General features: G+C 53.6%; 19 protein-coding genes. 3 read left to right on the top strand and 16 right to left on the bottom strand.

Annotated elements, in window-relative coordinates; all coding sequences use genetic code 11:
• Together MXMO3_RS05220 and MXMO3_RS05215 are read left to right on the top strand one after the other, a co-directional pair.
• Positions 1-864, top strand: coding sequence for an ABC transporter permease (locus MXMO3_RS05220; protein WP_117395185.1), 864 nt, complete (start codon positions 1-3; stop codon positions 862-864).
• 1 nt (position 865) lies between these two features.
• Complete coding sequence (locus tag MXMO3_RS05215; RefSeq protein ID WP_117395184.1) at positions 866-1,726, top strand: ABC transporter permease; 861 nt, start codon at positions 866-868, stop codon at positions 1,724-1,726.
• A 76-nt stretch (positions 1,727-1,802) separates the two neighbouring features.
• Here MXMO3_RS05215 and MXMO3_RS05210 read toward each other — a convergent pair whose 3' ends face one another.
• The 7 genes from MXMO3_RS05210 to MXMO3_RS05180 form a co-directional block, all read right to left on the bottom strand.
• The gene (locus MXMO3_RS05210) at positions 1,803-2,948 is read right to left on the bottom strand and encodes an iron-containing alcohol dehydrogenase (RefSeq protein WP_117395183.1); all 1,146 of its coding nucleotides are present in this window, start codon (positions 2,946-2,948) and stop codon (positions 1,803-1,805) included.
• Positions 2,949-2,951: 3 nt separating this feature from the next.
• Positions 2,952-4,334 (bottom strand): aldehyde dehydrogenase family protein, encoded by a 1,383-nt coding sequence (locus tag MXMO3_RS05205; RefSeq protein ID WP_117395182.1) that lies wholly within the window; start codon positions 4,332-4,334, stop codon positions 2,952-2,954.
• Between the two features lie 3 nt (positions 4,335-4,337).
• The gene (locus tag MXMO3_RS05200; protein WP_117395181.1) at positions 4,338-5,702 is read right to left on the bottom strand and encodes a glutamine synthetase family protein; all 1,365 of its coding nucleotides are present in this window, start codon (positions 5,700-5,702) and stop codon (positions 4,338-4,340) included.
• A 73-nt stretch (positions 5,703-5,775) separates the two neighbouring features.
• Entirely contained in the window at positions 5,776-6,810 is a 1,035-nt protein-coding gene (locus tag MXMO3_RS05195) for a TRAP transporter substrate-binding protein (RefSeq protein ID WP_027834760.1), read from the bottom strand.
• Between the two features lie 55 nt (positions 6,811-6,865).
• Positions 6,866-8,188: a TRAP transporter large permease gene (locus MXMO3_RS05190; protein ID WP_027834761.1), complete on the bottom strand. Its 1,323-nt coding sequence runs from the start codon at positions 8,186-8,188 to the stop codon at positions 6,866-6,868.
• Positions 8,188-8,694, bottom strand: a complete 507-nt coding sequence (locus MXMO3_RS05185) for a TRAP transporter small permease subunit (protein ID WP_027834762.1) — start codon at positions 8,692-8,694, stop codon at positions 8,188-8,190. The genes MXMO3_RS05190 and MXMO3_RS05185 overlap by 1 nt, the downstream gene beginning before the upstream one ends.
• Complete coding sequence (locus tag MXMO3_RS05180; RefSeq protein WP_117395180.1) at positions 8,694-9,458, bottom strand: N-formylglutamate amidohydrolase; 765 nt, start codon at positions 9,456-9,458, stop codon at positions 8,694-8,696. The genes MXMO3_RS05185 and MXMO3_RS05180 overlap by 1 nt, the downstream gene beginning before the upstream one ends.
• A 150-nt stretch (positions 9,459-9,608) precedes the next feature.
• Here MXMO3_RS05180 and MXMO3_RS05175 point away from each other — a divergent pair, with 150 nt between their 5' ends.
• Complete coding sequence (locus tag MXMO3_RS05175; RefSeq protein ID WP_117395179.1) at positions 9,609-10,481, top strand: MurR/RpiR family transcriptional regulator; 873 nt, start codon at positions 9,609-9,611, stop codon at positions 10,479-10,481.
• Here MXMO3_RS05175 and MXMO3_RS05170 read toward each other — a convergent pair.
• The 9 genes from MXMO3_RS05170 to MXMO3_RS05130 form a co-directional block, all read right to left on the bottom strand.
• Positions 10,478-10,825, bottom strand: a complete 348-nt coding sequence (locus tag MXMO3_RS05170; protein ID WP_117395178.1) for a YigZ family protein — start codon at positions 10,823-10,825, stop codon at positions 10,478-10,480. The genes MXMO3_RS05175 and MXMO3_RS05170 overlap by 4 nt on opposite strands.
• Positions 10,826-10,872: 47 nt before the next feature.
• Entirely contained in the window at positions 10,873-15,054 is a 4,182-nt protein-coding gene (locus MXMO3_RS05165; protein ID WP_117395177.1) for a translocation/assembly module TamB domain-containing protein, read from the bottom strand.
• A 27-nt stretch (positions 15,055-15,081) separates the two neighbouring features.
• Positions 15,082-16,980, bottom strand: a complete 1,899-nt coding sequence (locus tag MXMO3_RS05160) for an autotransporter assembly complex protein TamA (RefSeq protein WP_117395176.1) — start codon at positions 16,978-16,980, stop codon at positions 15,082-15,084.
• A gap of 324 nt (positions 16,981-17,304) precedes the next feature.
• Complete coding sequence (locus MXMO3_RS05155) at positions 17,305-18,963, bottom strand: alkaline phosphatase family protein (protein ID WP_117395175.1); 1,659 nt, start codon at positions 18,961-18,963, stop codon at positions 17,305-17,307.
• An 8-nt stretch (positions 18,964-18,971) separates the two neighbouring features.
• Positions 18,972-20,471, bottom strand: a complete 1,500-nt coding sequence (locus MXMO3_RS05150; protein WP_117395174.1) for a tripartite tricarboxylate transporter permease — start codon at positions 20,469-20,471, stop codon at positions 18,972-18,974.
• A gap of 11 nt (positions 20,472-20,482) precedes the next feature.
• Positions 20,483-20,899, bottom strand: coding sequence for a tripartite tricarboxylate transporter TctB family protein (locus tag MXMO3_RS05145; protein ID WP_117395173.1), 417 nt, complete (start codon positions 20,897-20,899; stop codon positions 20,483-20,485).
• 57 nt (positions 20,900-20,956) lie between these two features.
• Positions 20,957-21,892, bottom strand: a complete 936-nt coding sequence (locus MXMO3_RS05140) for a tripartite tricarboxylate transporter substrate binding protein (protein ID WP_117395172.1) — start codon at positions 21,890-21,892, stop codon at positions 20,957-20,959.
• Between the two features lie 61 nt (positions 21,893-21,953).
• Positions 21,954-22,454, bottom strand: coding sequence for a MarR family winged helix-turn-helix transcriptional regulator (locus MXMO3_RS05135; RefSeq protein WP_027834772.1), 501 nt, complete (start codon positions 22,452-22,454; stop codon positions 21,954-21,956).
• Between the two features lie 146 nt (positions 22,455-22,600).
• Positions 22,601-24,961, bottom strand: coding sequence for a bifunctional diguanylate cyclase/phosphodiesterase (locus tag MXMO3_RS05130; protein WP_117395171.1), 2,361 nt, complete (start codon positions 24,959-24,961; stop codon positions 22,601-22,603).
• Positions 24,962-25,035 lie beyond the last annotated feature (74 nt).

Here is a 25,035-nt window from a genome sequence, read left to right as displayed (position 1 = left end):
ATGAACAGCGTTCACTCTCGCCTCAGCCTTTATCTGCTGTTCACGCCCTTCCTACTGTGGCTGGCGCTGCTGATCATCATCCCTCACATTTTTATGTTTCTGGTGTCGATCAGCGTCAAAACCGGCGTGCGCGAATATGTGACCGGCCTGGGCAATTATATGGTGTTTTTCACCGAGCCGCTTTACTGGAACACCTTTGCCCGCACCGCCTTTATGTCGATCTCGGCCACCTTTCTAACGCTGCTGATCGGCTTTCCCGTCGCCTATTACATCGCCAAGCTCACCCGCGGCCGCACCAAAACCACTTTGTTTTTGATGTGCCTTATTCCCTTCTGGGTCAGCGAACTGGTGCGCACCTTTGGCTGGATGATCCTGTTGCGCGAAACCGGCATCTTCTCGTCGTTCCTGCAATATATTGGCGTCGCCTCAGAACCAATCGAATTTCTGTACAATGATGCCGCCATTATGGTCGGCCTTGTCTACACCTCCATGTTGTTCATGGTGGTGCCGCTGGTCACAACGCTGGATAGCCTCGACGACAGCCTGATTGAAGCGGGCTATGATCTCGGGGGCAACGGCTTCACGGTCCTGCGCGAAATCATCATCCCCCACGCTATGCCCGGCATCGTTTCGGGCTGCATCGTGGTGTTTATGCTGTCGCTGGGCAACTATCTCACGCCGATCCTTTTGGGCGGCAAAGACAGTTTGTGGTTCACCGGCCTGATCTATGATCAGTTCATCACCCGCTTTAACTGGGAATTGGGCTCAGCCTTTGGCTTCCTGCTCTTGATCCTGTCCTCAACCATTGTGTGGGCTGGCCTTAAACTATCCGGCCAATCCCTCACCGACACAGTGGGGCGGTAAAATGATCAGAACACTTCCCCAATCCAACACCTTCAAATGGACCTATCGCGCCTATGTGACGCTGTTCTTTGTCTATCTGGCGCTGCCGCTCACCGTGGTGTGCCTGATGGCGTTCAACAATAGCGTCTTCCCCTCCCTGCCATGGGAAGGGTTCACCTGGGCATGGTTCTTTGGCGATGAAGACCCGTTTATCGGCGTGTTTAATGACCGCTCCATCTTGCGCTCCATCGGCACCTCCATGTTCGTGGCCTTCTGGGTTTCCCTGCTCTCCATCGCAGTGGGCACCACCAATGCCTTTTTGTTTGTGCGGCACGATTTCAAGTTCAAGGAATTTTTCTATATCTTGATGCTGCTGCCGCTGATCATTCCCGGCATCATCCTGGGCATTTCCATTCTGGTGTTCTCCAACGCCGTAGCCAACAATCTGGAAAACGCTACTGGCATGTGGTTCGACGGTCTGCGTCCCGGCCTGCCGTTGGTGATCCTCGGTCAGTTCAGCTTTATCGCCACCTTCGCCACCTTGGTGATCTCGGCGCGGCTGGAAAAATTCGACAGGTCTTTGGAAGAAGCCGCGCTTAATCTGGGCGCAACACGGCTGGGCGCGATCCGGCAGATCACCCTGCCCTTCCTGTTTCCCGCCATTGCCGGCGCAGGCGTTGTGGCCATTTTGATGAGCTTTGAAAACTTCAACACCACTTTGATGCTGGTCGGCTCCGATGCGCCGCTCACCATCAATATGTTCGACCGCTTGAAGCTGGGCTCCACCCCGGTGCTGAACGCAGTGTCGCTGCTGCTGATCGTGGTGTCGGCCATCTTGGGACTGGCCAGCCTGCTGTTCCAAAAGCGCGACAAATCCAGCTAGGATTTCGATCCAGACAAAAAAAGGCCGACCACATTGTGGCCGGCCTAGGTCGTCGTCTACAGGGAACGACTGAGGGTCAGAAGCAAGATTTCAGCAAATCAAGCGTATTGTCATAGGTCATCTCAACCGGATTGCCGCCGGTGCTTGGGTCCTGCAGGGCTGATTTGGTCAGCTTGTCCAAATCCGGATTTTCAATACCCAGTTCGGTCAGGTTTTTCGGAATGCCCAAATTGTCGTTGAGTTCACCCACAAAGGCATAAAACCCGTCAAAGCCTCCCGAAATGCCCAGATAGTTCGCGGCCATGGCCAGACGATCTTCCACCGCGGGCCGGTTAAACTGCAGCACAGGCTGCATCACCACCGCGTTGGTGGTGCCGTGGTGGGTGTTGTGCACCGCGCCAATCGGGTGCGACAGCGCGTGAATGGCACCAAGGCCCTTCTGGAAGGCTGTGGAGCCCATCGCCGCAGCAGACATCATATGTGCCCGCGCTTCAATGTCAGACCGGTCCTTATAGGCCTTTGGCAAATTCTCTTTCACCAGCCGCAGGCCCTCAAGCGCAATGCCCTGGCTCATCGGGTGATAATGCGGCGAACAGAACGCTTCAAGACAGTGTGCGAACGCATCCATGCCCGTACCCGCCGTGATAAAGGGCGGCATGCCGACGCTCAGTTCCGGGTCACAGATCACCACCGCAGGCAGAATTTTCGGGTGGAAGATGATCTTTTTCTCATGGGTCACCGAATTGGTGATCACTGAAGCACGGCCCACTTCAGAGCCGGTGCCCGCTGTTGTTGGCACCGCCACAATCGGCGCAATCGCATCCGCATCGGCGCGGGTCCACCAGTCGCCAATATCCTCAAAGTCCCAAATCGGGCGCGTTTGCCCGGCCATAAAGGCAATAACTTTGCCCAGATCCAGTGCTGAGCCGCCGCCAAAGGCGATCACCCCATCATGCCCACCTTCGCGATATTGCGTCAGCCCCGCCTCAAGATTCATCTCATTCGGGTTGGGATCAACTTCGGAAAACATGGCGCGGCCAAGCCCGGCCTTGTCCAGCAAGTCGAGTGTTTTGGTGGTGATCTCCAGATTGGCCAAGCCCTTATCGCTCACCAGCAAAGGCTTTTTAATGCCTGCCGCTGCGCATGCATCCGCGATTTCAACAATACGCCCAGCACCGAACCGGATCGGTGTTGGATAATTCCAATTGCCAACTAGTTTCATTCTTTAGGCTTTCTTCAAATGATAAGATTTCGGACGGGTCAGATTGTGATAGCCAATCTCGGAAAGACCACCGCCGCGTCCGGTGTTTTTGCAGCCGGTCCAGCACAGGGCGGGATCCAGATAGTCGGCCCGGTTCATAAACACGGTGCCGGTTTCAATCTGGTCGCCAATACGTTTGGCCCGCACAATATCTTTGGTCCAAAGCGCTGCGGTCAGGCCAAACTCACTGTCATTCATCAGCTTGATGGCTTCGTCATCGTCTTTGACCTTCATGATGCCCACAACCGGCCCAAAGCTTTCGTCGCGCATCACCCGCATGGAATGATCCACATTCACCAAAATTTGCGGCATCAGATAAGCACCGCCATCATCTTCAGGGAACAGCGCCGGATCAATCAACGGCTTCGCCCCTGCCGCAATGGCTTCGTTGGTTTGCGCCCGCACTTCTTCGGCAAAGCGCTTATGCGCCATCGGACCAATGGTGGTCTCACTGTCGAGCGGGTTGCCCAACTTATAGCTCGACACCAGCTTCACAGACTTTTCGACAAACTCGTCGAACAGGCTCTCAGCCACATAAATCCGCTCAATGCCACAACAGCACTGGCCGGAATTGAACATGGCGCCATCAATCAATGTCGCGACAGCCGCGTCCACATCCGCATCTTCCATCACATAGCCGGGGTCTTTGCCGCCCAACTCGGTGCCCACACCGGTAAAGGTGCCTGCCGCCGCTTTTTCCATGGCCACGCCACCGCCCACTGAGCCGGTAAAGTTCACAAAACCGAATGACCTCGCTGCGATCAAGGCAGAAGTGGTGTCATGATCCAAAAAGACGTTCTGGAACACTTCTTCCGGCACACCAGCCGCATGGAACGCTTCAGCCATCCGTTCGCCCACCAGCAAGGTTTGCGAGGCATGTTTCAACATCACGCTGTTGCCCGCAATCAAGGCAGGTGCAACGGTGTTGATGGCGGTCATATAAGGATAGTTCCACGGCGCCACCACGAGCACGACCCCGTGCGGAATGCGCTCAATATAGCGCGAGAACTGGTCGCTTTCTTCAATCTCGATCGGGGCCAATGCCTTTTCGGCGATATTGGCCATATGCAGGCCACGCTCTTCAAAGCCGCCAAACTCGCCACCAAAGCGCACTGGGCGGCCCATTTGCCACGCCAGTTCTTCAACAATCTGGTCATTCATCTCGCCCACTTTGGCAATGCCCGCGCGCACCAGTGCAATGCGCTCGTCCAATGGGCGCTTGGCCCAGGCCTTTTGCGCCTCCGCAGCCTTGGCCACAGCCGCTTTCGCATCACTTTCGCTCAGCACCGGACGTTCGGCATAAACCGACCCGTCAATCGGAGAGATACATGTCACATTTTTGGTCATATATTACGCTCTTTCAAACCCACGGGCGATTTCATAATCCGTCACCACCCGATCAAACTCTTCCTGTTCCCATTCTGCGGCACGCACATAATGGTCAACCACCGCATCACCAAACGCCGCGCGCAACATGTCGGACTTGTCCAACGTCACCATTGCCGCCCGCAAGGTCTGCGGAATCTCATTTGCCTTTTGCGCCTCATACACATCGCCAGATGTGGCGGACGCCAGCTCCATTTTCTCTTCAATGCCCTTAATGCCGGCCGCCAATTGAGCCGCCACCGCCAGATAAGGGTTCAAATCTGATCCGCCAATGCGACATTCCACCCGAATGGCCTTGGTGCCATCGCCACACAAGCGGAAACCCGCCGTGCGATTATCGACAGACCAGACGGTCTTGGTCGGGGCAAAGGTGCCCTTCTGGAAGCGCTTATAGCTGTTGATATAAGGCGCCAGAAAATAGGTATAGTCTGGCGCATATTTGATCAGCCCGGCCATATAATTGCGCATCAGTTCAGACATGCCCAACTCGGCATTGGGGTCATAAAAGGCATTGCTGCCATCTTGCCAAAGCGACTGGTGCACGTGAGACGAACTGCCCACACGGTCATGATGCCATTTGGGCAAGAAGCTCACCGCATGGCCCTGTTGCCAGCCAATCTCTTTCGCTGCATGTTTGGCAATGGTGTGATTGTCCGCACAATCCAACGCTTCGCCATAGCGAATGTTCAACTCTTCCTGCCCGGCCTCGGCTTCCCCTTTTGAGTTCTCAATCGGAATGCCCGCCGCATAGAGATGGTTGCGCAAGGGGCGCATCACCGACTCTTCTTTGGTGGTTTGCAGGATATGATAATCTTCATTATAGCCGCTGATCGGCTCTAGTTCACTAAAGCCAGACTTGCGCACCTCATCAAAGCTCTTTTCAAAGATAAAGAACTCCAACTCGGTCGCGGTCATGGCTTCAAAGCCCAATGCGTTCAACCGGGCGATCTGCTTTTTCAGCACCGCGCGCGGCGAATGGGGAATTTCTTCATGGGTGTGGTGGTCCAGCACATCGCACAACACCATCGCTGTACCTTCAAGCCAGGGCACCAGGCGCAAAGTGGTCATATCCGGCTGCATCACATAATCGCCATAGCCAGATTGCCAGCTGGTGGCTTTATAGCCTTCCACCGTATGCATTTCTAAATCGGTTGCCAAAAGATAGTTGCAGCAATGAGTTTCTTCCCATGCGCTTTCCACAAAATGAACCGCGTGAAACCGCTTGCCCATCAACCGCCCCTGCATGTCGGGCAGCGCCGCAATTACGGTGTCCACCTCACCGCTTTTGACCAGTTCTTTCAGTGTCTCAAATGATAAATTACCCGGCATATGTCTGGTCCGTCATTTTCAAATTGGCAATATGCCCCGGGATGGCAAGTTGCACACCCCGGGGCCAGTTGAATTATGTGTTGTAGCGATACGGACGACCTGCTTTTTGCATGTCCGCATTGTACTTTTTGAAGATTTCAACCACTTTCGCTTTGGTTTCAGATTGCGCTGCAATCTCATCCCAAAACTCCAAAGCCGCCGTTTCAACCTGCTCCCATTCTTTGTCTGGAATGGTTGTGAGTTGCATCTTCTCGCCGTGTACACGCAGTGAAGCTTCACCGCCCCAATACCACCATTGGCGATAATAGTGAGAGCTGTCCATGGTAATTTTCAACAACTCTTTCAGATGCTCTGGAAGCTCTTGATAGCGATCCATATTGGCAAAGAATGACCCTGCCCACGCACCAGAAATGTTGTTGGTGAGGAAGTAGTTGGTCACATCGGCCCAGCCCACTGTGTAATCCTCAGTGATGCCTGACCAGGCCACACCATCCAACTCACCCGTTTGCACGGCAACCTCAATATCTTCCCATGGCAAGGTGACAGGCACCACACCGAACTGGCTCAAAAAGCGACCAGCTGTCGGGAAGGTAAAGACACGTTTGCCCTTGAGATCTTCAAGGCTATTGATCGGGTCTTTTGTCGCGAAGTGACATGGGTCCCATGCACCAGCAGAAAGGTGTTTCACACCAACTTTGGAATATTCTTCGTCCCAGATTTCATTCAAACCATATTGGTTGAACAGTACCGGCACGTCCAAAGAATAACGGCTGGCAAACGGGAAATAACCGCCGAAAACGGTCACTTCTGTCGGTGAGGCCATGGAGTCATCATCCGACTGCACAGCGTCAATTGTACCTTTTTGCATGGCACGGAACAACTCGCCTGTTGGGACGAGTTGGTCAGCGAAGAACAATTCGATTTCCATCTCATCGCCAGCAATTTTGTTAAAGCTGTCGATGGCAGGCTTGATCACATGTTCAGCCAAAGCTGGGCCAGCATATGTCTGCATCCGCCAGCGGATCTTGTTTTGCGCAATGGCTGGTGTGGCCAAAGCTGCGGCTGGGGCCATCGCGGCACCGGCTAGAAACTTACGTCTGTTGGTCATTTCCTTCTCCTTGTTTGAAGCGTTGAACGCCCATTTTCTGGGTCTTATTAGTGGGTTATTTTCCGTAAACCGTTTCCGGCAGCCAGAGTGCCAGTTGCGGAAAGGCCATGATCAAGCCAAGCGCCAATATCATCACCAGCACAAACGGCAGGATCGAGCCGTAAATATCTTTGAGGGTGATTTCAGGTGGCGCCATGGCCCGCATCAAGAACAAATTGTAGCCAAAGGGCGGCGTCATATAAGCGATCTGCGTGGTGATGGTGTAAAGCACCCCATACCAGACCAGATCAAAGCCGAGCGCGGCGACCAGCGGCACATAGAGCGGTGCAACAATCACCAGCATCGCTGTGTCGTCCAGAAACGTGCCCATCAGCAGGAATGAAAGCTGCATGATGATCAGGATCACCCAGGGATTAAGGCCTAATTGCTCGGTGAACAGGCTTTCAATCGCGCGCACCGCGCCCAAACCGTCAAACACCGCGCCAAAGCCCAACGCCGCCAAAATGATCCACATAAACATGCACGAAATCAGCAAAGTCTGCCGCACCGAAGTTTCAAATACCTTCCGGTTCATCCGACCCTTCAGCACCGCCGCGAGAAACGCTGTGATCGCCCCAATGGCCGAACTTTCCACAAGGCTTGTCCAGCCATTGATAAACGGCACCATCATCGCCGCAAAAATGGTAATCGGCAGTATCCCAGCGCCCAACAACCGATATTTTTCGGCCGTTGTCACGTCACGATCTTCTTCTTTAAGCGCAGGCCCAAGCTCCGGCTGAATACGACAGCGGATATAGATGTAAAGGATAAACAGGCCCGCCATGATCAAGCCCGGCACCACACCCGCCAACCACAATTGGCCCACAGGCGCCCGCGCGATCATCGCATAAAGCACCAACACCACAGATGGCGGCACCAAAATCCCGAGCGAGGAGCCCGCTTGGATCACCCCAGTGACCATGCGCTTGTCATAGCCACGGCGCAGCAATTCCGGCAGCGCAATGGTCGCGCCAATCGCCATACCCGCCACTGACAAGCCATTCATGGCCGAAACCAACACCATCAAGCCGATGGTGCCGATGGCCAAGCCGCCATTGATCGGTCCCATCCACACATGGAACATGCGGTAAAGATCGTCAGCAATTTTGGATTCTGAGAGCACATAGCCCATAAAAATGAACATGGGCAGGGTTAAAAGCGGATACCATTTCATCAGCTTCATGGCCGATGAAAACGGAATATCTGACCCGCCAGTACCCCATAGGAAAATCGCAGCCACTGCGGCCACCGCCCCAATCGCCCCGAACACGCGCTGCCCGGTCATGAGCATCAGCATCATCGAGGCAAACATAAAGATGGCAATCAACTCATAAGGCATTAAAGCTTCACTCCTTTAAGGGTGGCAATGTCTTTGAACAGTTCGGAGATTGACTGCAAAAGCATCATGAAAATGCCAAAACACATCACAACTTTGATCGGCCACAAATAGGGCCGCCATGCGGTGGGGCTACGTTCCCCATATTGGAAGGAATAGCTGGTGCTGTCATAAGCGCCATAAAGCATGACGCCCAAATAGAAGATCAAAAAGAACACGGTGATCGCATCGATCTGCGCCTTCTTCTTGTCCGACCAAGCGCCATAAAACAAATCCATGCGCACATTGGACCCCATTTGCAGGGAATAGGGGCCACCCAAAATGTAGTACGCCACCATGGCGAACTGAGCCATTTCCAGCGTCCAGAGCGAGGGCAAAAAGAATGTTTTTGAAATCGAGGACCACAGCAAAATGCCCATCATCACGAAGATGAAGTACATGATCAGTCGGCCCATCCGATAATTGATCGCATCTACAACGCGGACATATTTGCCCATCATTGATAGCATTAGCTCGCCTCCCCCTTGCTCGCCTCATCAAGTTGCGCCAACGCCCGCTGCACCATTTCGGCCAGCAATCGCGCCATCTCGGCTTGCTGCGCATCCGTCTTGATCAGATCATTGCGCACTTCAATCATCACGTTCAAAAGATTATTCTCAAGCCCATGCCGCTTTAGCGTATAAGTCACCCCATCTTCAGGGCCATATGGCTCATTACGCTCGATCTTAAGATCGGACAACTCACCCGCTACGGCCAGCATCGCATCCGCCAACCGCGTGTCTTCATCATGCAAAATGCCGACTTCTGTTTCGCGGTGCGTACCAAAATAGACCGGCGTAAAGCTATGGATGGTCACAATCACTGGCGGCACTTTCGACCAGCTTATAGCTTGCGCCACCTGCTTGTGGAACGGCGTGTAACAAAGCTCCACCCGCTCCATATACTGGTCCACGCTCAAATTCTGGTTGCCGGGCACATCAAAAACTTCGCTACGCACCGGCACCGCATCTTTCGCCTCTGGCGGGCGGTTGCAATCATAAACCAACCGCGAAACGCCGCCCACAATCATTTTGGCATTGAGCTGTTCGCCCATGCGCCGCATCACTTCATAGGCACCGGGATCCCAAGCCACATGGCTTTGCTGCACCTCTGGCTTCAATCCCAGCCCATCAAACTGCACCGGGAAGAAATTGGATGCGTGTTCGCAAATCAAAAGAACTGGCGACGTACCGTCCGGATTTTCCAACCGCACGGCCTCAAATTCTGAATTCATGTGTTTTGGTTTTCCTGAAGAAATATGCACAACCACTCCTCGTCTGTATATATTTCTTCACCAAGACCCAGCCTGTCAATATCTTTTCTGAAATCTTTTCTTCATATTCATTTCGTTTGTTGATAAACCAAAAGAAATGGAGATTTTGTCGTGTCAAAAAGCACCAGCACTGTCGCTGAGTTGTTGCAAAACAATGCAGACCATCTGACCCGGGCAGAGCGCCAGCTTTCCCAGTCATTATTGGTGAATTATCCAGTGTCAGGCTTGGGCTCAATCACTGCTGTCGCCAAGAGCGCCGGGGTCTCCACGCCTACAGTCGCGCGACTGGTCAAAAAAATTGGCTTTTCCGGGTTTCCAGACTTTCAAGCGGCCTTGCGCAACGAAGTTGAAGCCACAATTTCCGACCCCATCGCCAAACACGACACATGGGCTGGGCAAGCGCCCAACGAGCATATTGTCAACAAATTCACCGAAGCGGTGATTGAAAATATCCGCCATTCACTGGGTCAATTGGATATCGAAACATTCGATCAAACCTGCAAAATGCTTGCCGACACATCGCGTTCACTGTTCGTGGTGGGCGGGCGCATCACCCGATCATTGGCGGACTATTTTTTCTTACACATGCAAGTGCTGCGCAAAGATGTGACCCACATTCAAGCGATCTCCAATGCGTGGCCGCATTATCTGCTCGACATTAAAAAAGACGATGTGATCGTTATTTTCGACGTGCGCCGCTATGAAACCAGCACCCTGCGCCTCGCGGAGATGGCGGCTGAAGCGGGCGCAAAAATCGTTTTGTTTACGGACCAATGGCATTCGCCGATCGCCAAACTGGCCGACCACACCTTCAGCCTTAAAATTGTCGTGCCGTCCGCGTGGGACAGTTCCGTGACCATGATGTTGTTGGTGGAAACCATTATTGCCGACGTGCAAACCCGCACTTGGCCCGAAACGCGTCAGCGCATGGAAGAATTGGAAGTCATGTTTGACCGCACAAAATTCTTCCGAAAGTTCACCTAAAGTTCGTCAAGATAGGTGCGCACCGCTTCCTTCACATGACGGAAGCGATCGCCGCCCAAATGCTTGCCGCCATACCAGCGCGTCACCACAATGATGTGGTTATGCAGTTTTTCACGCGCCAGCATTTGCAATATGATCATGCCCGCGCCGCTCTCGCCATCATCATTTTTAATCTCTTCGTCGCCACAAATCACAGCCCATGTGTTGTGAGTCGCCTTGGCAAATTTCTTCTTGCGTTTAAGCTGCTTCAAAAACGCCTTGGCATCATCGGGCGAATGACACGGACCGCCTGAAACCGCATATTTAGATCCACGGTCGGAAATGATGTTGTCGAGAATAATCATGACACACTGGTACGCAGCCCGGCCCGAATAATCAACTGTGCCCAGCCTTAATAGTCGCGTTCAAAAAAGATACCGGCCTCGGTGTTGCCATCGCCAGAGGTTTCACCGCGCGCCTTCAAACTATCTGTAATTTCAAGGTCAATCGTCACCTTATCGTCTTCGGCCCTGCTGCCCTTTTCCACATTCACATAGGTGCGATCATTCAAATAAGCGCCCACGCCGACGGTGGTTTCGCCCTGCTCATTGCTCTTAATGTCGATATTGTCGACCCCCGCCAACGAGCGCAATCGATCAAGCAAACCTGGCCCGGAATTGGAGCCGTTCAGGGTCGCTACCGCATTGGCCAATTGTGCCAATTGCAACGGCGACAGTTCCCCAAGGCTCTTGCCAAAGAACAAATTGGCCACCACTTCATCTTGCGGCAAGCTGGGGGTTGATTGGAATGAAAATTCTGGCGCCGATGCATAACCCTGCACGATGATGGAATAGATATAGCCATCACTGCGCGTGCTGGCGCTGAAGTTTAACGAGGGGTCCATGGTGCCACGGAACGTGACCCGCCCTGTGTCAAAATCAAAACGCTTGGTCAGCAAGTCAACTCGCCCACGCAGCAGGCTAATTTGCCCGGATGGCGACGGCTTACCCGTTGTGCCCAAAATACGCATCTGGCCGCCCAACTCTGCGTCAACGCCACGACCGCGCACATAAATGCGCCGCGGGGCATTAACCTGAATATCCAAATTCATGCCGCCAGTAGCACCCGCCGACGATGGTTTGGGGGCCAACTCCGCCGCTTGCTTTTGCACCGCACCCGAGGCGCCCTTATGTTGAATATCAACAGGCGACACACCGCCGCCCAGCTGCTCAGGAATTACAATGCTGGCCTGATCAATATTGGCAACACCACCAATCGATCCGCCTGTGGCCAGTGGACCTTTCAAGGTCAAATCGGCATTAAACTGGGTTGAAAGCGTGCCATCTTCATATGATCCATTGCGAACACGAATGGCATAATCACTTTGTAGATTATCCGCTGCGCGTAGCGATGTCTCGCCAGTGATCGACAATTGCCCACCGCCGCCAATGATGCCGTTTAACTCGACCACTTGCGCGCGATCATTGTTGAGCGCGATGGTGCCGGAAATGCCCGAAACCGAGACTTTCGATGCCACATCCAAAAGCCGCGCGTCACTGGTGTTGATCTGCCCTTGATAGCGCGGCACATCCAAGCTGCCCGAAATTTGCGCATTAACAGCAGCTGCACCGGTCAGCCGGATACCAGATCGCGACAGTGGCCGCGCCAAATATTCAAATGGCAACTGCCCCGTAACATCCACATTCAATGCCTTGGAATGGAGATTTATCCGACCGTTCGCCCTGGCAGACGCACCGCCGCCACCAATATCATTCTCCATCACCAACTGATTGTTGGCTAGCTCCCCATTCCCAGTCAGGGAGAGCGCTGCCAATTGGTTGGATCGACTGAGCGCCACAGAAACCCCTTGAGCCTGATATTGATAGTCAATTTTCAGATTTGCTGGCGCACCTGTGATTTTGGCGGTTGCCGTTAAATTACCTTCAAGAGCCTGTCCCGTGCTGGCAACATTTTCCACCAAATTCAGCGGGATATCTGTCAATCGCACATCTATATCAAGCTGATCGCCGATCGAGCCATTCGCAGACACACGGCCAGGCCCCACCCTCAACTCGGGTAGATCAATTGCGATGCCCTCAGCCCCTTGATCGATTTGCGCAGGCTCCGCCAAACGCAATGGTATATTTTGATAGCGGCCGCTCAATTCTGAAAGCGTCACGCCGGCACCCGCTTCACTCAACTGCCCTGCGCCCGCAGCCCGCACCGCCTCGCCCGCATAAGTGCCCTGCAACACAAAGGGATAGGTCTCCCCTTCGCTTTGCACGTCAAAACGTAGATCGCTCAATCGCTCATTGGCGATTTCAACTGTTTCGATATTTGTGTTTGCCGCAAGCAGCAATTCGCCGAACACATCTTTTGCCTGCGCATCAATAAAGGTATTCTGCGCGGTCACTGTCGCCGCCGATAAACTATCCGACTGCAGCTTCAGCGTCGCATTCTGCTTCCCGTCCAAAGCTTCAAGCACCAAGCTGCCTTTAAGATTGCCCGCCATTTGGTCCTGCAACAATAGCGGTGCCAGTTCCTTCAAATCCGGAAAATCAAGATTAAGACTACCATCCAACAGCCCGTCATTTCCAATCACTAGGGCCCCTTGGGCACGACCGCCCGGCAACTCGGCCACCAGATCGCGAACCATCCGCCGGCCATCCTCCTGCTGCATAAACTCAGCCTTGATCGCTACAGGCGATTGGCGATAATTGGCGGAAACATCTATGCGCACGCCATCGGCAAACCCGCCTTCAATCGTCCCGCTCAGATCGTCCAGCGGTTCGCCTTCAAGAGCGACACCGTCGCTGGTCAACTGCAACTTCAATTGCGGATCGGCCAATGTGCCCGATGCATCAAGATCAAAACGCGCCTGCCCTTGCAGACGCGGGTCGAAAGCTGCCAGCTCAGCAAACCCCAATTGGCCCTTTGCCCCAATTCCCTCGCCCGTCAATTCGGCGCTCAGCTCTGCATTGAGGTTGGGGCTACCGATAATCAAACGCTCGGCCGCCAGCTTTTGCCCATCGCGAACGAAACGCAGCTCAATATCAGCGGTGCCATCGGCGAACAACTGGCTATAAATGCCGCGCGCCGCGCCATCAATTTTTGCGTCCACCTCAGCCCACAAATTCTGCGTTTTTAGCTCGAACGCACCTTGCCCGGCCGCATTCATCGCCTGGCTTTTCAGCGCGAGCCCATTGAACGCGATTTGGTCCGGCGTGATATCGAGGGCGGTTTCAAGCGTAATGGGCCCCTCAAGCAAGGGATCGATCTGCGGATTGTCGATCTGCGCTGCTTCGGCACGCGCAGCGAAACGCATGGCCCCACGCGGCTCATTAAGATCAAACGCTTCGGCAGTCAGCACAAATTGGGCATCGCGCACCGAAGCCTGTGCGCTGTCAAACTGCGCCAATGCGCCCTCAAGCTGCAATGTTACGCCGGCCAATGGCCCGTTCAATTTCCCATCCAGCGTCACCGCACCCAGACGAAATTCACTTTGTCCGTTTGGATTAAACGCGACTTCGGTCTCGGCATCGCCAAAACGCCCTTCAAGCGCCAAATCAACATTGTCTGTGGCATAGGTGCCTGAAGCGCTGAACGTCGTGAGCGCCGATGCAAATCGCGCCGTGTCGATCACAAACTGGCCATCGGCCTGCCGCGCTGCGCGGAGAGTGAGCTCGGAATTGCCCGCCACAAACGGCACCAACATGTCTGGCATAAGCGGCGCCAGTTGGCCTTGCAAGTCAGCCTCAAGCCCCTGGTCTTCACCTTCCAGATTGAGGAGCAATTGCCCAACAGCTGTTTCCCGACCATCCAACGCAACTTTAAGGTCTGCCGCCAAGGCAGAAAGGGGGCCACGCGTCGCGATTTCTGCTTCAAATGCTGGCCGACCCGGAATGTCGATCAAATCAGCAAAAAAACCATTGCCGGATTCGTCAATGCGCAGGTTCAAACCAAACCCATCCGCTTGCGGCGCGATCGACCAATCGGCTTGCATGATCGGCACATCCCGGTCAGCAGACATCAGGCGCAAATCACCTTCCGTGGTCAAGGGCGCGTTGCGTGCGTCAATATTGCCGTGCAGCGATAATCGGCGTGCGACCCCCAACACAGGGGCATCCAAAATGATGTCCTGAATATCGATTTGATTGATGTCGGCAGCGCGCAGCGGATCCGGCAACAATTGTTGCGGCAGCTTAAACCCACCTTCGGCCGGCGTCTCATTGGGCGCAGCCTCTGGGAACCGGCTGACATGCACCTGCCCCACCACCAGCTTGTCCAACATCAATCTGCGAGAAAAGAGCTGTCGAAACTGATAGTCTAGCTGCACATCTTTGAGCTCGACCCACACCCCCTGCTTGTCCAAAACCCGCACTTCGTCAATGCGAAGTTTGTCGCCCAAAACTTGCCTGAGGCCGGAAATTTCAATTTGCTGGTCCTCAGTGCTCGCGGTTCGCGCGATATAATCAGCGGTAAAGTCGCGCCCTGGCGCGGTGAGCAACAAAAATGAAACAGCACCAAGCGCCAACGCAACCGCCACCACAAGGGGAAGCGTAATCCGCCAAATCCAGATTTTAGCCGCATTCATAAAGGTGCCTTTGGTTGGGTTCAGCTTCTAAAAAGCCTGTCCTATACCAAGATATAAGCCATAATTTGGTTCCCCAGAAATATTTTTCAAAGGAATGGCCAAATCAGCCCGAATGGGCCCCAACGGGGTCAAATAACGCACGCCTACACCAACGCCAGTGTATAAGTCGCCGCCCTGGCCGGGCACGCTTGACGTAAAGGCACCGCCCATATCCACAAAGCCAACCACCCCGACTTGCTCGGTCACGCGATAACGCGCCTCAACCGAGGTTTCGAGGAACGATAGGCCGCCCGAAGGATTGCCAGACAGGGTGCGCGGCCCTGCCGCTTGGAACGCATAGCCACGGATAGACCCAGCGCCGCCGGCAAAGAACCGCCGATCAACCGGCACATCAGCCAAATCCGCCCCAATGATAGATCCGGCCGCCACGCGCCCCGCAAGCACAAGCTTCGCCTCATCATCAAAGGCATAATAGGTACTGGCTTTCACTGAGGTTTTGATAAATTGCGCTTGATTAGCAATCGCATAGGTCGGCTCAGCATAGGCGACCGCGAAAAAGCCTTCGGTTGGGTTTAGCGAATTATCCCGCGTGTCATAGGTCAATTCAAATGGCGCCGATATGATCGACTGATTGGTGGTCACGCCATCAACCGTCAACACAGCATATTCACCCGTCAAACCGCCCCGAACACTCAAATCGTCATTTATCTGATGGCTGAGGCTGGTTTCAATTTTGCCGCCACGCTTTGTAAAGGCCTTTGGGTTCTCAATATCGAACGATATTTTGCCTTCAAAACTTGTTTTCGGGCCAAAAGCATTCGGTTTGAAATAAACCAACGCCGTGTGGAAATCCATTTTATCAAGGCCACCTTGGCCAATGCGATTGACCGACCCTTCAACGCGCACTTTTTCCGCGCCGCCAAATAGATTGCGGTGCACCCAGAAACCTTCAACACCCAATCCATCGGTGTTGCCGATGGTGGCACCCACGCCTATGGTGCGCGGCTTGCGCTCGCTAACCTCGATAACGAGGTCCACAAGATCTGGCCGATCCGCACGCCGCTCGCGTTTGATCACAACACTGTTAAACACGCCAAGCTCTTGCAGATCGCGTGTCGCACGTTTGATGGTCTGTGGTCGATAAATCTCACCGCGCGGCAAATCAGCAATTTCAATGATGGTGTCTTCGCGCATATCTTTTGCGCCACTCACCCGCACATCGCCGATATGGGCCAATTGGCCCGTCTCAATGCGCAGCAAAACGTCCAATTGATTGACGCTGTGATCAGCTTCAATGGTGCGGTCCACCACTTCAGCGAAAGCATAACCCTTTTCGCGCCACTCCGTCAGAATAGCATTCTGCGCGCTAAGGATGGCATCCGATTTGGCGATTTCGCCTGCCCGCAATCCATAATCGGCAACCACCAGCGGTTGGTCATTCACGCGCACATCTGGCGCCGCAAACACAAATTGGGACCCGGCATCCACTTGAATGGTCACCTGCGCCACTTTGCCTTGCAAATTGATGTCCAACGGCACCTGATCCAACGGCACCCCATCAATAAGAATGGTCAGCACGGCACCATAATGGGCCTCACCATAAAGTGCGGCAACAATACGTTTTTGATCGACCTGCGCGCGGGTCAACAGGCTCACGCTATCTTCCGGCGCCTCGCCCTGATCACCAACCAACAGCGAAGCATCCGCAATCACTTGTTCCAGCTCGGCCTTATCAACTTGAATTTGCGTCGCGTAGCGCACTTCACCGGCGACCGGGGTCACCTCAGCAGCATTGCTCACGCGGGCTTCACCGCCGCCAAACGGCCAAAGTTGCCCAAAATCGAACGCAAAAGCGGGCGCCGCAGCCAAAGATAGCGCAGCCCCCAATGATACCCCAACAAAAACCTTACGCACCAAATTCGACAATTTGCTGCTACTCCAAACACTTAACTTGCGATCGATCTTAACCGCTAAACCCTACCATAGTGATAAGGCCGTTTCAAAAGCCCTTTTCAACCCAAAGCATAAAATATGCAATGGCTCATTCTCCAAGTTGCACCTGTCACCGAAGCGACATTGAACTCTTCCAAAAGGCGAACTGTTCGAATTGAAATCGCTTTGGACGCGTGAAAGGGGCAAAAAGCTAGGGTTCATCGTCGGCAATTATCGCCCACAAGGCGATTTAGACGCATCGGACAAACCCATCGCACAGCATGTGGATAGGGGTGCAAATTTTCGTGAACCGACGGGCTAGTTGGCCTTCTTGCCCTTACCTTTGATCGGCTCAACCTTCTCTTCTGGCACTTCGGTTCCGTCAAAAAGGCCCAAGAAAATGCCCTTATCCAGCGCCTTGCCACGCATCTTCCTGATGCGCGCGTCCGAGATGGCCGTGCGCTGCGACATGCGCCGCGCCCACGCTCCCAAACGCTTATACATTTGCTCCCGCACTGGAAAATGCGACGCGCTATCGCCCAAATCATAAAATTCATTCGGATCGTCATTCAGGTCAAACAGCATCGGGCGCATATCTCCCTCGGCATGCACCAACTTCCAATCCTTATCCGCCACCATAAACAACCGACAATCTTCAGGCTCCAGGCCCAATTTTTCCGCTGCCAATGTGGTGGAATAATCATATTCAGAGATCACAAATTCGCGCCAATCTTCTGGCTTTTCACCTTGCAAGAAGGGCATTAGAGAGCGGCCCTCCACAATGTGGTTGGGAATGTCCTGGCCAAACCAATCCAAAAAGGTCGGGGCCAGATCAATGGCTTCCACCAGCTCATCACACACAGTGCCTCGTGTCGCATCAGCGTCGGCACTCGGGTCATAAATGATCAGCGGCACTTTGACCGAACATTCATGGAAAAGGTCTTTTTCACCCAGCCAATGGTCGCCTAAATAATCTCCATGGTCGGACGTGATCACGATCATGGTATTGTCCATTTGCCCGGTCTCTTCGAGATAAGCAAACAGCCGCCCCATTTGATCATCACATTGTTTGATCAGCCCCATATAGGCGGGGATCACCTTCTCCCGCACCTCGTCTTTGGAAAAGCTCTGCGCCACCAGATTTTCCATATAGGCGCCATAAACCGGATGCGGATACGCCTTCTCCTGAGAACTGCGCTGCACCGGCAAAATTTGCTCTGGGCCATACATGTCATGATAGGGCGCGGGCACAATATAAGGCCAATGCGGTTTGATATAGGAGAGATGACACAGCCACGGCTTATCCGCATCGCGTCGCTCTTCCATAAACTGGATCGCTTGGCTGGTCAGCCAAGGTGTCTCAGAATCCTCTTCCTTGATGTTGGCGGGCTGATCCGCATTTTGCATCAACCAGCCGGAAGCAATATCACCCTCGTCATTCAGCGCCGCATTGGCATTCTCATGCCAGGGATTGTGCGCTTCATAGCCCTTATCTTTCAGATATTCATTATAGGGCGAGCGCTTGCTGTCATAGAGCCCGCCAATCCCTTCGGCCCACAATCCATCGTCACGGATATAGGCATCGAACCCGCATTCCGATTGCCGTGCGCCAATCACGCTATCGGGCATAATGCCCAATCGTTTCAGCCCGGCCTCATCAGCCTGCATATGTGTTTTGCCAATCAGATAGCAGTCAATATCCCCATTGCGCAGATGATCCCCAAGCGTAAACTCGCCCACCTTCAGCGGAAAATTATTCCGCTGCGCCCCATGGCTATGCACATAACGCCCCGTATAATAGCTCATGCGCGATGAGCCACAGATGGGCGACTGCACATAAGCGCGGGTAAAGCGCACGCCCTTTTCTGCCAAACTGTCCATATGCGGCGTCTTCAAATGTGGATGCCCCTGACAGCTCAGATAATCAAACCGGAGCTGATCAAACATAATGAAAAGGACATTTTTCTTCTGGGTCATAAAAACCTCTATAATTCTTTTTGGCGATCAGCCCAGATCATCCACACCATGGTGATCAGAGCGATCGCGAATAGGGCTAAAGCTATGGGGTAATTGATCAGGGCCAGCACATTGCCATCCAGCAAAACAAGGCTTTGCGACAGGGCAATTTCAAATCGCCCGCCGAGGAAAAAGGCGATGATGAAAATCACCGGCGAAAAACCAAAGCTGGTCATCACATAGCCAAGCGCTGCCGCCATCAGCATGATGATCACGCCGAACACGCCTCCGGTGGCCAAATAAACCCCGGCGATACACAGCAAAATAGCGGTGGAGAATATGACGGATTCCGGCGCGCGGATCACAAAGGACCAGAGCCGCAATCCCAATTGCCCAACAAACAGATTGGCAAAATTGGCCATAATCATCGCTCCAAACAAGCCATAGACCAGCCGCCCCTGCTCTTCAAAAAGCAACGGCCCCGGCTGAATACCATGGATGACGAAGGCGGAAATGATCAACGCCGCGCCCACACTGCCGGGAATGCCGAGTGTCAAAAGCGGAATCAAATTGGCCCCCATCACCGCAGAATTGGCGCTTTCCGCTGCGGCAATGCCTTGCAAATTGCCTTTACCAAAGCTGTCCGGGTCTTTCGATGATTTCTTGGTCGCGGCATAGGACATAAAGGCCGCTGCCGTGGAACCGACACCGGGCAAAGCCCCCAATATAGTGCCAATGGCAGCGCCCCGCAGCATGGTAAAGCGACAGGCCCAATATTCGGCAAAGCTCACGCGCCGATCGGCCGCAGTCATATCCTTTGGCTGAGCAATTGTGGCAGACGCGCCCTTCTTGCTGCTGGCCAAGCGCCGCAAGATTTCGGCCACGGCCAACATGCCGATGGCCACGGCTGCCAAAGACAACCCGTCAAACAGTTCAAAATAGCCGAAATAATAGCGCGGCGTCGCGTGTTCAGGGTCCAACCCAACGGTCGCCGCCAACATGCCCAAAGCCGCCGCGATGATGCCTTTGGAAATGCTCTTGCCCACCAGTCCGGCAATCACGGAAAAGGCAAAAACCATCAGCGCGAGAATTTCCACCGGCCCCATCTTCAACGCCACCAGCGCCAGCGGCGCTGAAATCGTCACCAACACAATGTCGGAAAATGTGTCGCCCGTGACAGACGAATAAAGCGCCATCTTGGTCGCTTTCTCCGGCTTGCCCTGCTGCGCCAACGGATGCCCATCCATCGCGGTCGCCGCCGCATCTGGCGTGCCCGGCGTATTGATCAAAATCGCAGGCACCGCACCGCCCACCAAACCGCCCTTATTGATGCCGACCAGAAAGGCGATCGCAGGCAGCGGGTCAATCACAAAGGTGAAGGGAATGGCGATGGCCATGGCCATCACCGGGCCGATGCCGGGCATCGCCCCCACAAACTGCCCCAACATCACGCCACACACCACAAACATCAAATTGATGGGGGTAAAAGCGTCAGCAAATCCAGCTAAAATAACGGAAAGATCGACCATAAATTATCCAGTTAGAACAAGGGGCGTTCGAGCACATATTCGATGAGAAAGGAAATGGTGACAGGTAAAACCACCGCCCCAACCAGCAACCATGGCCAGCGCCGCTCGCCGACGAGTACCATCAACACAAGGGCCAAAAACGGTGCGACGAACACATATCGCCATTGCGCCATCGCCCAAAGGCCAATGCTGATCACCAACAGGAAGCCTGCTGCCCGCGCCATTTTCGGAAAATCAATCTGCTGTTCTTGCGGTGTGGAAATCGCCAATGTCGTCCCGGCCAGCATCATAATCACCGCCATCACATTCGGCACCGTGTTGGGCCGCAGCCAGCCATATCCCACTGTTTCGGTGGCACTGGGCGTGATCAGGAAAAAAAGCGCCGCGCCAAACAAAATAACGGCGATGCCTGTCAATCGATCAGTCATGAATGAAGTCCTGAAAAAGGGAAGGGCTGCCCCCTCAAAGGGGCAGCCAATTCAAGCTTAGTTGAACAAGTCGCCAACGCTTGCCAGCCCGTCTTCCATCATTTTTTTCGTGCCGTCTGGTCCCAAATTGTTGGTGCTGTTTTGCATCACATTGGTCACCACATCCTGCACTTTGTCAGACTTGATGGCAGCATCCAAAGCCGCCGCCAAAGCGGACTTGGCGTCATCTGAAAGCCCTCTAGGCGCTGCAAAGTAGAAATAAGGGTCGGTGTAAAGATCATACCCTTGCTCCTGCAAAGTTGGTACATCTTGCGCATAGGAATGGCGATCCGCATTGGCACTTGCCAACATCTTCACATCACCTTTTTCCAAATATTGAATATGCGTCCCCGCATTGAACGAGGCTTGCACCTGGCCGCCCAACACAAACTGCACCATTTCAGCAGAGCTCTTCGTCGAGACCAACTTGAAGCCAGCGCCCGTCTGCTCGTTGAGTGCCATCAGCATTAGCTCTTGCGGCTTCGCGTCAAACGCAACAGGCACACCGCCCTGCTCTTTCGAATATTCTACCAAGCTCGCAATATCATCAAACGGCGCGTCGTCTCTCGCGATAATCGCCAACTGCGCCCGCGTCACCGTGCCAAGATAATCAAAGCTGTCCAAATCAAATGGCAATTGATCGCCACGCAAGGTGAGGTTGATCAAGACCGGCATGGATACACCCATCGCGATAACGGACCCATCGGCGTCCGCATTCAACAACCCAGTGAACATGGCAATGCCGCCACCACCAGGCTTGTTTTGTGGCACCACGTTCCAGCCCGTTTGCTCTTCCATGGTCGCCGCGATCACACGGCCAAGCGTGTCTGTTTCGCCACCGGCACCAAAGCCGATTTGCAATTCAACCGACCCAGATGGCGCCCAATCCTGCGCCAAAGCTGGCCCAGTGATCGACATCATCGCCGCACATGCAACTGCAATAATTCTGTTCATTTTATTCCTCCCTATCGCTTCTTTCGAAACTGTTCATGCTCAACGCGCTTCAGGATATCGGTTATCCTGCTTGTTGCGCTTCATCATTGCTGGCCAATTGCGCCGCCTTCGCCACGCGCTCAACCATGTCGAGGAATTGTGCTTTTTCCGTTTCGCTCAAAACCGCATCAATTTGCTGGTGATAGCCCTCGATCACAGGTTGCACCCGATCAAAATAGGCTTGGCCTTTTTCGCTTAAGGCAAAAATCCGCACCCGACGGTCCCGCGCCGATTGCTTGGATTCAATTATGCCTTTTTGCTCCAGCTTCATTAGAGCGCGGCTGACTTGCGCCTGCTCAATGCCAGCAAAATCAACAAGCTCTTTTTGCGATGGTTTTTCGCTTTGTGAAATACACAAACATATGCGCCATTCCACCAAGCCAAGATCGCCATTGGCCGCCAACAACATCGAAATTTGTCCGCGCAACAGCCGCGCCAAGCGCTGTGCCGCAACGGAAAGCTCACTCGCTGTCTCCGGAATGTGATCTAGCCGCAATATGGAATTGCTTTTTAGGTCCGTCATATCTCTTTTCACTCATCCCCACTGTTAGATTATATGACTTATCATTTAATGACAAGTCATCTTGTTTTACTGCCGCGGTTCATAAAAAAGGGCACGACAGGTTCGTCTCTGTCATGCCCGCCGCGCCGCTCAAAATGCACGGGTTGTCAGCCCTTGATGCCAACCACCTTAACCGGGGTTTCTTTTTGCGGGCTCAACATTTCATAGCGCTGCGGCTTGCCATAGTAAAAGCCTTGCACCAAGTGGCACCCATGCTCGAGCAAAAAGCTAAGCTGCTCTTTGTTCTCCACCCCTTCAGCCAAAATGGGCACCGACAGGGCATCCCCAAGCGACAGCACGGCCCGAAACACGCCTTTTGAGCGTTGATTGTTGTCAATATCATCAATCAAAGACTTATCGAGCTTGATCTTATCAAATGGGAAAGCCCGCAACATGGCCAATGAAGAATAGCCTGTGCCAAAATCATCGACAGAAATGGCAATGCCCATATCCTTGAGCTTTTGCAACACCGCTATGGCCTTCTTCTGATCGCTGATAAAGCTGCTTTCGGTCACCTCAAGTTCCAAGCGTTCCGGCGGCAACCCACTCTCGAGCAAAATGTCTTGCACCTGTTCCGCAAAATTAGGCGCCGTCAATTGCGCTGGCGAAAGGTTCACCGAAACGGGAAGTTTGGAGGGCCAGCCTGCCGCTTCTTCACATGCCTTGCGCAACACCCATTCGCCCAACATGCCGATCAACCCGGTTTGTTCAGCCAAAGGAATAAAGGTCATGGGCGGCATGAGGCCTTTTTCGGGATGGTGCCAGCGCACAAGCGCTTCATAGCCAGCCACTGTTTCATCGGGCACATTCATCTGCACTTGATAATGCAGCACCAGCTGGTCAGTTTGAATGCCCAGCCGCAATTCATCCACCAACTGACGGCGCTTGCGAATGCTGTCATCCATCCCTTTATCATAAAGGCAAATTTGCTGATCATCAGAGGTTTTGGCGCGATACATGGCCAGATCCGCGTTGTTTAGCAATGTGTTGATCTGTCGCCCATCCTCAGGGTAAAGCGCCACACCAAAGCTGGCCGGGCTTTTCAGCACAACGCCCTCATGCTCAATATTTTGCCCCAGTTCGCGTTCCAAGCGTTCTGCCAAATGGATGGCATCATCCTGATGCTCAATTTCGGAAAACACCACAAATTCATCACCACCAATCCGCGCCGCAAATTGGTGTGCTGCCAAGGTTTCCTTCAACCGTTGACCCGTTTTAACCAGCACTTTGTCGCCTGCGGCGTGGCCATACATGTCGTTAATTTCTTTAAAGCGGTCCAGATCGATGGCGATCACGGCATAGCAACTTTCTTTGCCAGCCCACTCCAGAATACTTTGAGTGTTTTCCAGGAAGGAAGCGCGGTTGCGCAGTCCGGTCAAACTGTCATATTGCGCTAGAAACGAGATTTTCTCTTCTTGTGCCAGACGCTGGCTGATGTCGCGCAAAGCCAAAATCGTCAGCGGTTGGCCATCATCGCTCACTTGTTCGGTTTGAACCGCCAGTTCCACCGGCAAGCATGTGCCATCGGCACGTTTGAGATCAGCCGCACTCAGTTTGCCTTCCTGATATTGCCCGACCTGATCAATAAAGGTTTCAGCTGACTTGCCCACAATATCTGCCTTGGACATTTTCACCATGCGCGCAAACTCGCTATTTGCGCCCAGAATTTGATTGCCCCGCACCACCGCCATGCCATCCACGGCACTCTCTGCCAAATGGCGAAAGCGTAGCGTTGCAAATGCCCGCACCTGATTGTCGAGAAAATAGGCGACCGCCCCGGTGCCCAACACCAAAAGACACACCCCAGCAACAGCAATCGCGATCATGTCCCGCGCTTCTGCCGTGGTCACCTCAGTTGCGCTTGCAGCAAGTGGTGTAATCTCCAATGCCGCCATGCCGGTAAAATGTAAGCTGACAATCGCCAGCACCATCACTCCAGCACCCTCAACGATGCGGCGAATACCGCGCATACGCTGCGTAAGATAAAAGGCCAGCACCCCAAGTAAAACCGCCAACACGACTGAAGCCACGACATAATTCATGTTCCAGGCCATCACGGCCCGTGTGGAGAATGCGGTCATGCCCGTATAGTGCATAGCTGAAATCGCCAACCCAAAGACAACCCCGCCAACCGGCGCTGCATACGCAAACCGTTCGCCCGCTATGCCATAGGCCGCCACGCAGCCAACAATTGCGACAAAAAGTGAAAGAAGAGTGGGCCCAAAATCATAGGCAACGGGCACCCCGGGTTCAAAGGCCAACATCGCTACATAATGCGTGCACCAAATGGTAGACCCTGCCGCGATCGCCCCAATAAAGCCCCAGGCAAAACGTGCCGTGCTGGCCGTAACAAACACCTTTTTAAGCAGGTGGACCGACACAGCCGCGCCAACAGCACAAATCACAGCCGCCAGCGCCACCAGGGCAAAGTCGTGCGCGAAAGCAATACAATTAATTACTCGCAGCATAATAATCTCCTGAGGAGACCATAGGTTTCCAATTGTTACAAAACACTAAATCGGACCAACTGCTCACGCTCAGC

It is taken from the genome of Maritalea myrionectae (assembly GCF_003433515.1).
GTDB classification, from domain to species: domain Bacteria; phylum Pseudomonadota; class Alphaproteobacteria; order Rhizobiales; family Devosiaceae; genus Maritalea; species Maritalea myrionectae.
The sequence above is the reverse complement of the archived record's forward strand: the minus strand, read 5'-3'. Positions and strand labels throughout refer to the sequence as shown.

What these genes read in the sequence shown, in the direction of transcription:
- MXMO3_RS05220 (WP_117395185.1), top strand. Translation starts at nt 1, where the DNA reads ATGAACAGCGTTCACTCTCGCCTCAGCCTTTATCTGCTGTTCACGCCC.
- MXMO3_RS05215 (WP_117395184.1), top strand. Translation starts at nt 866, where the DNA reads ATGATCAGAACACTTCCCCAATCCAACACCTTCAAATGGACCTATCGC.
- MXMO3_RS05210 (WP_117395183.1), bottom strand. Translation starts at nt 2,948, where the DNA reads ATGAAACTAGTTGGCAATTGGAATTATCCAACACCGATCCGGTTCGGT.
- MXMO3_RS05205 (WP_117395182.1), bottom strand. Translation starts at nt 4,334, where the DNA reads ATGACCAAAAATGTGACATGTATCTCTCCGATTGACGGGTCGGTTTAT.
- MXMO3_RS05200 (WP_117395181.1), bottom strand. Translation starts at nt 5,702, where the DNA reads ATGCCGGGTAATTTATCATTTGAGACACTGAAAGAACTGGTCAAAAGC.
- MXMO3_RS05195 (WP_027834760.1), bottom strand. Translation starts at nt 6,810, where the DNA reads ATGACCAACAGACGTAAGTTTCTAGCCGGTGCCGCGATGGCCCCAGCC.
- MXMO3_RS05190 (WP_027834761.1), bottom strand. Translation starts at nt 8,188, where the DNA reads ATGCCTTATGAGTTGATTGCCATCTTTATGTTTGCCTCGATGATGCTG.
- MXMO3_RS05185 (WP_027834762.1), bottom strand. Translation starts at nt 8,694, where the DNA reads ATGCTATCAATGATGGGCAAATATGTCCGCGTTGTAGATGCGATCAAT.
- MXMO3_RS05180 (WP_117395180.1), bottom strand. Translation starts at nt 9,458, where the DNA reads ATGAATTCAGAATTTGAGGCCGTGCGGTTGGAAAATCCGGACGGTACG.
- MXMO3_RS05170 (WP_117395178.1), bottom strand. Translation starts at nt 10,825, where the DNA reads ATGATTATTCTCGACAACATCATTTCCGACCGTGGATCTAAATATGCG.
- MXMO3_RS05165 (WP_117395177.1), bottom strand. Translation starts at nt 15,054, where the DNA reads ATGAATGCGGCTAAAATCTGGATTTGGCGGATTACGCTTCCCCTTGTG.
- MXMO3_RS05155 (WP_117395175.1), bottom strand. Translation starts at nt 18,963, where the DNA reads ATGACCCAGAAGAAAAATGTCCTTTTCATTATGTTTGATCAGCTCCGG.
- MXMO3_RS05150 (WP_117395174.1), bottom strand. Translation starts at nt 20,471, where the DNA reads ATGGTCGATCTTTCCGTTATTTTAGCTGGATTTGCTGACGCTTTTACC.
- MXMO3_RS05145 (WP_117395173.1), bottom strand. Translation starts at nt 20,899, where the DNA reads ATGACTGATCGATTGACAGGCATCGCCGTTATTTTGTTTGGCGCGGCG.
- MXMO3_RS05140 (WP_117395172.1), bottom strand. Translation starts at nt 21,892, where the DNA reads ATGAACAGAATTATTGCAGTTGCATGTGCGGCGATGATGTCGATCACT.
- MXMO3_RS05135 (WP_027834772.1), bottom strand. Translation starts at nt 22,454, where the DNA reads ATGACGGACCTAAAAAGCAATTCCATATTGCGGCTAGATCACATTCCG.
- MXMO3_RS05130 (WP_117395171.1), bottom strand. Translation starts at nt 24,961, where the DNA reads ATGCTGCGAGTAATTAATTGTATTGCTTTCGCGCACGACTTTGCCCTG.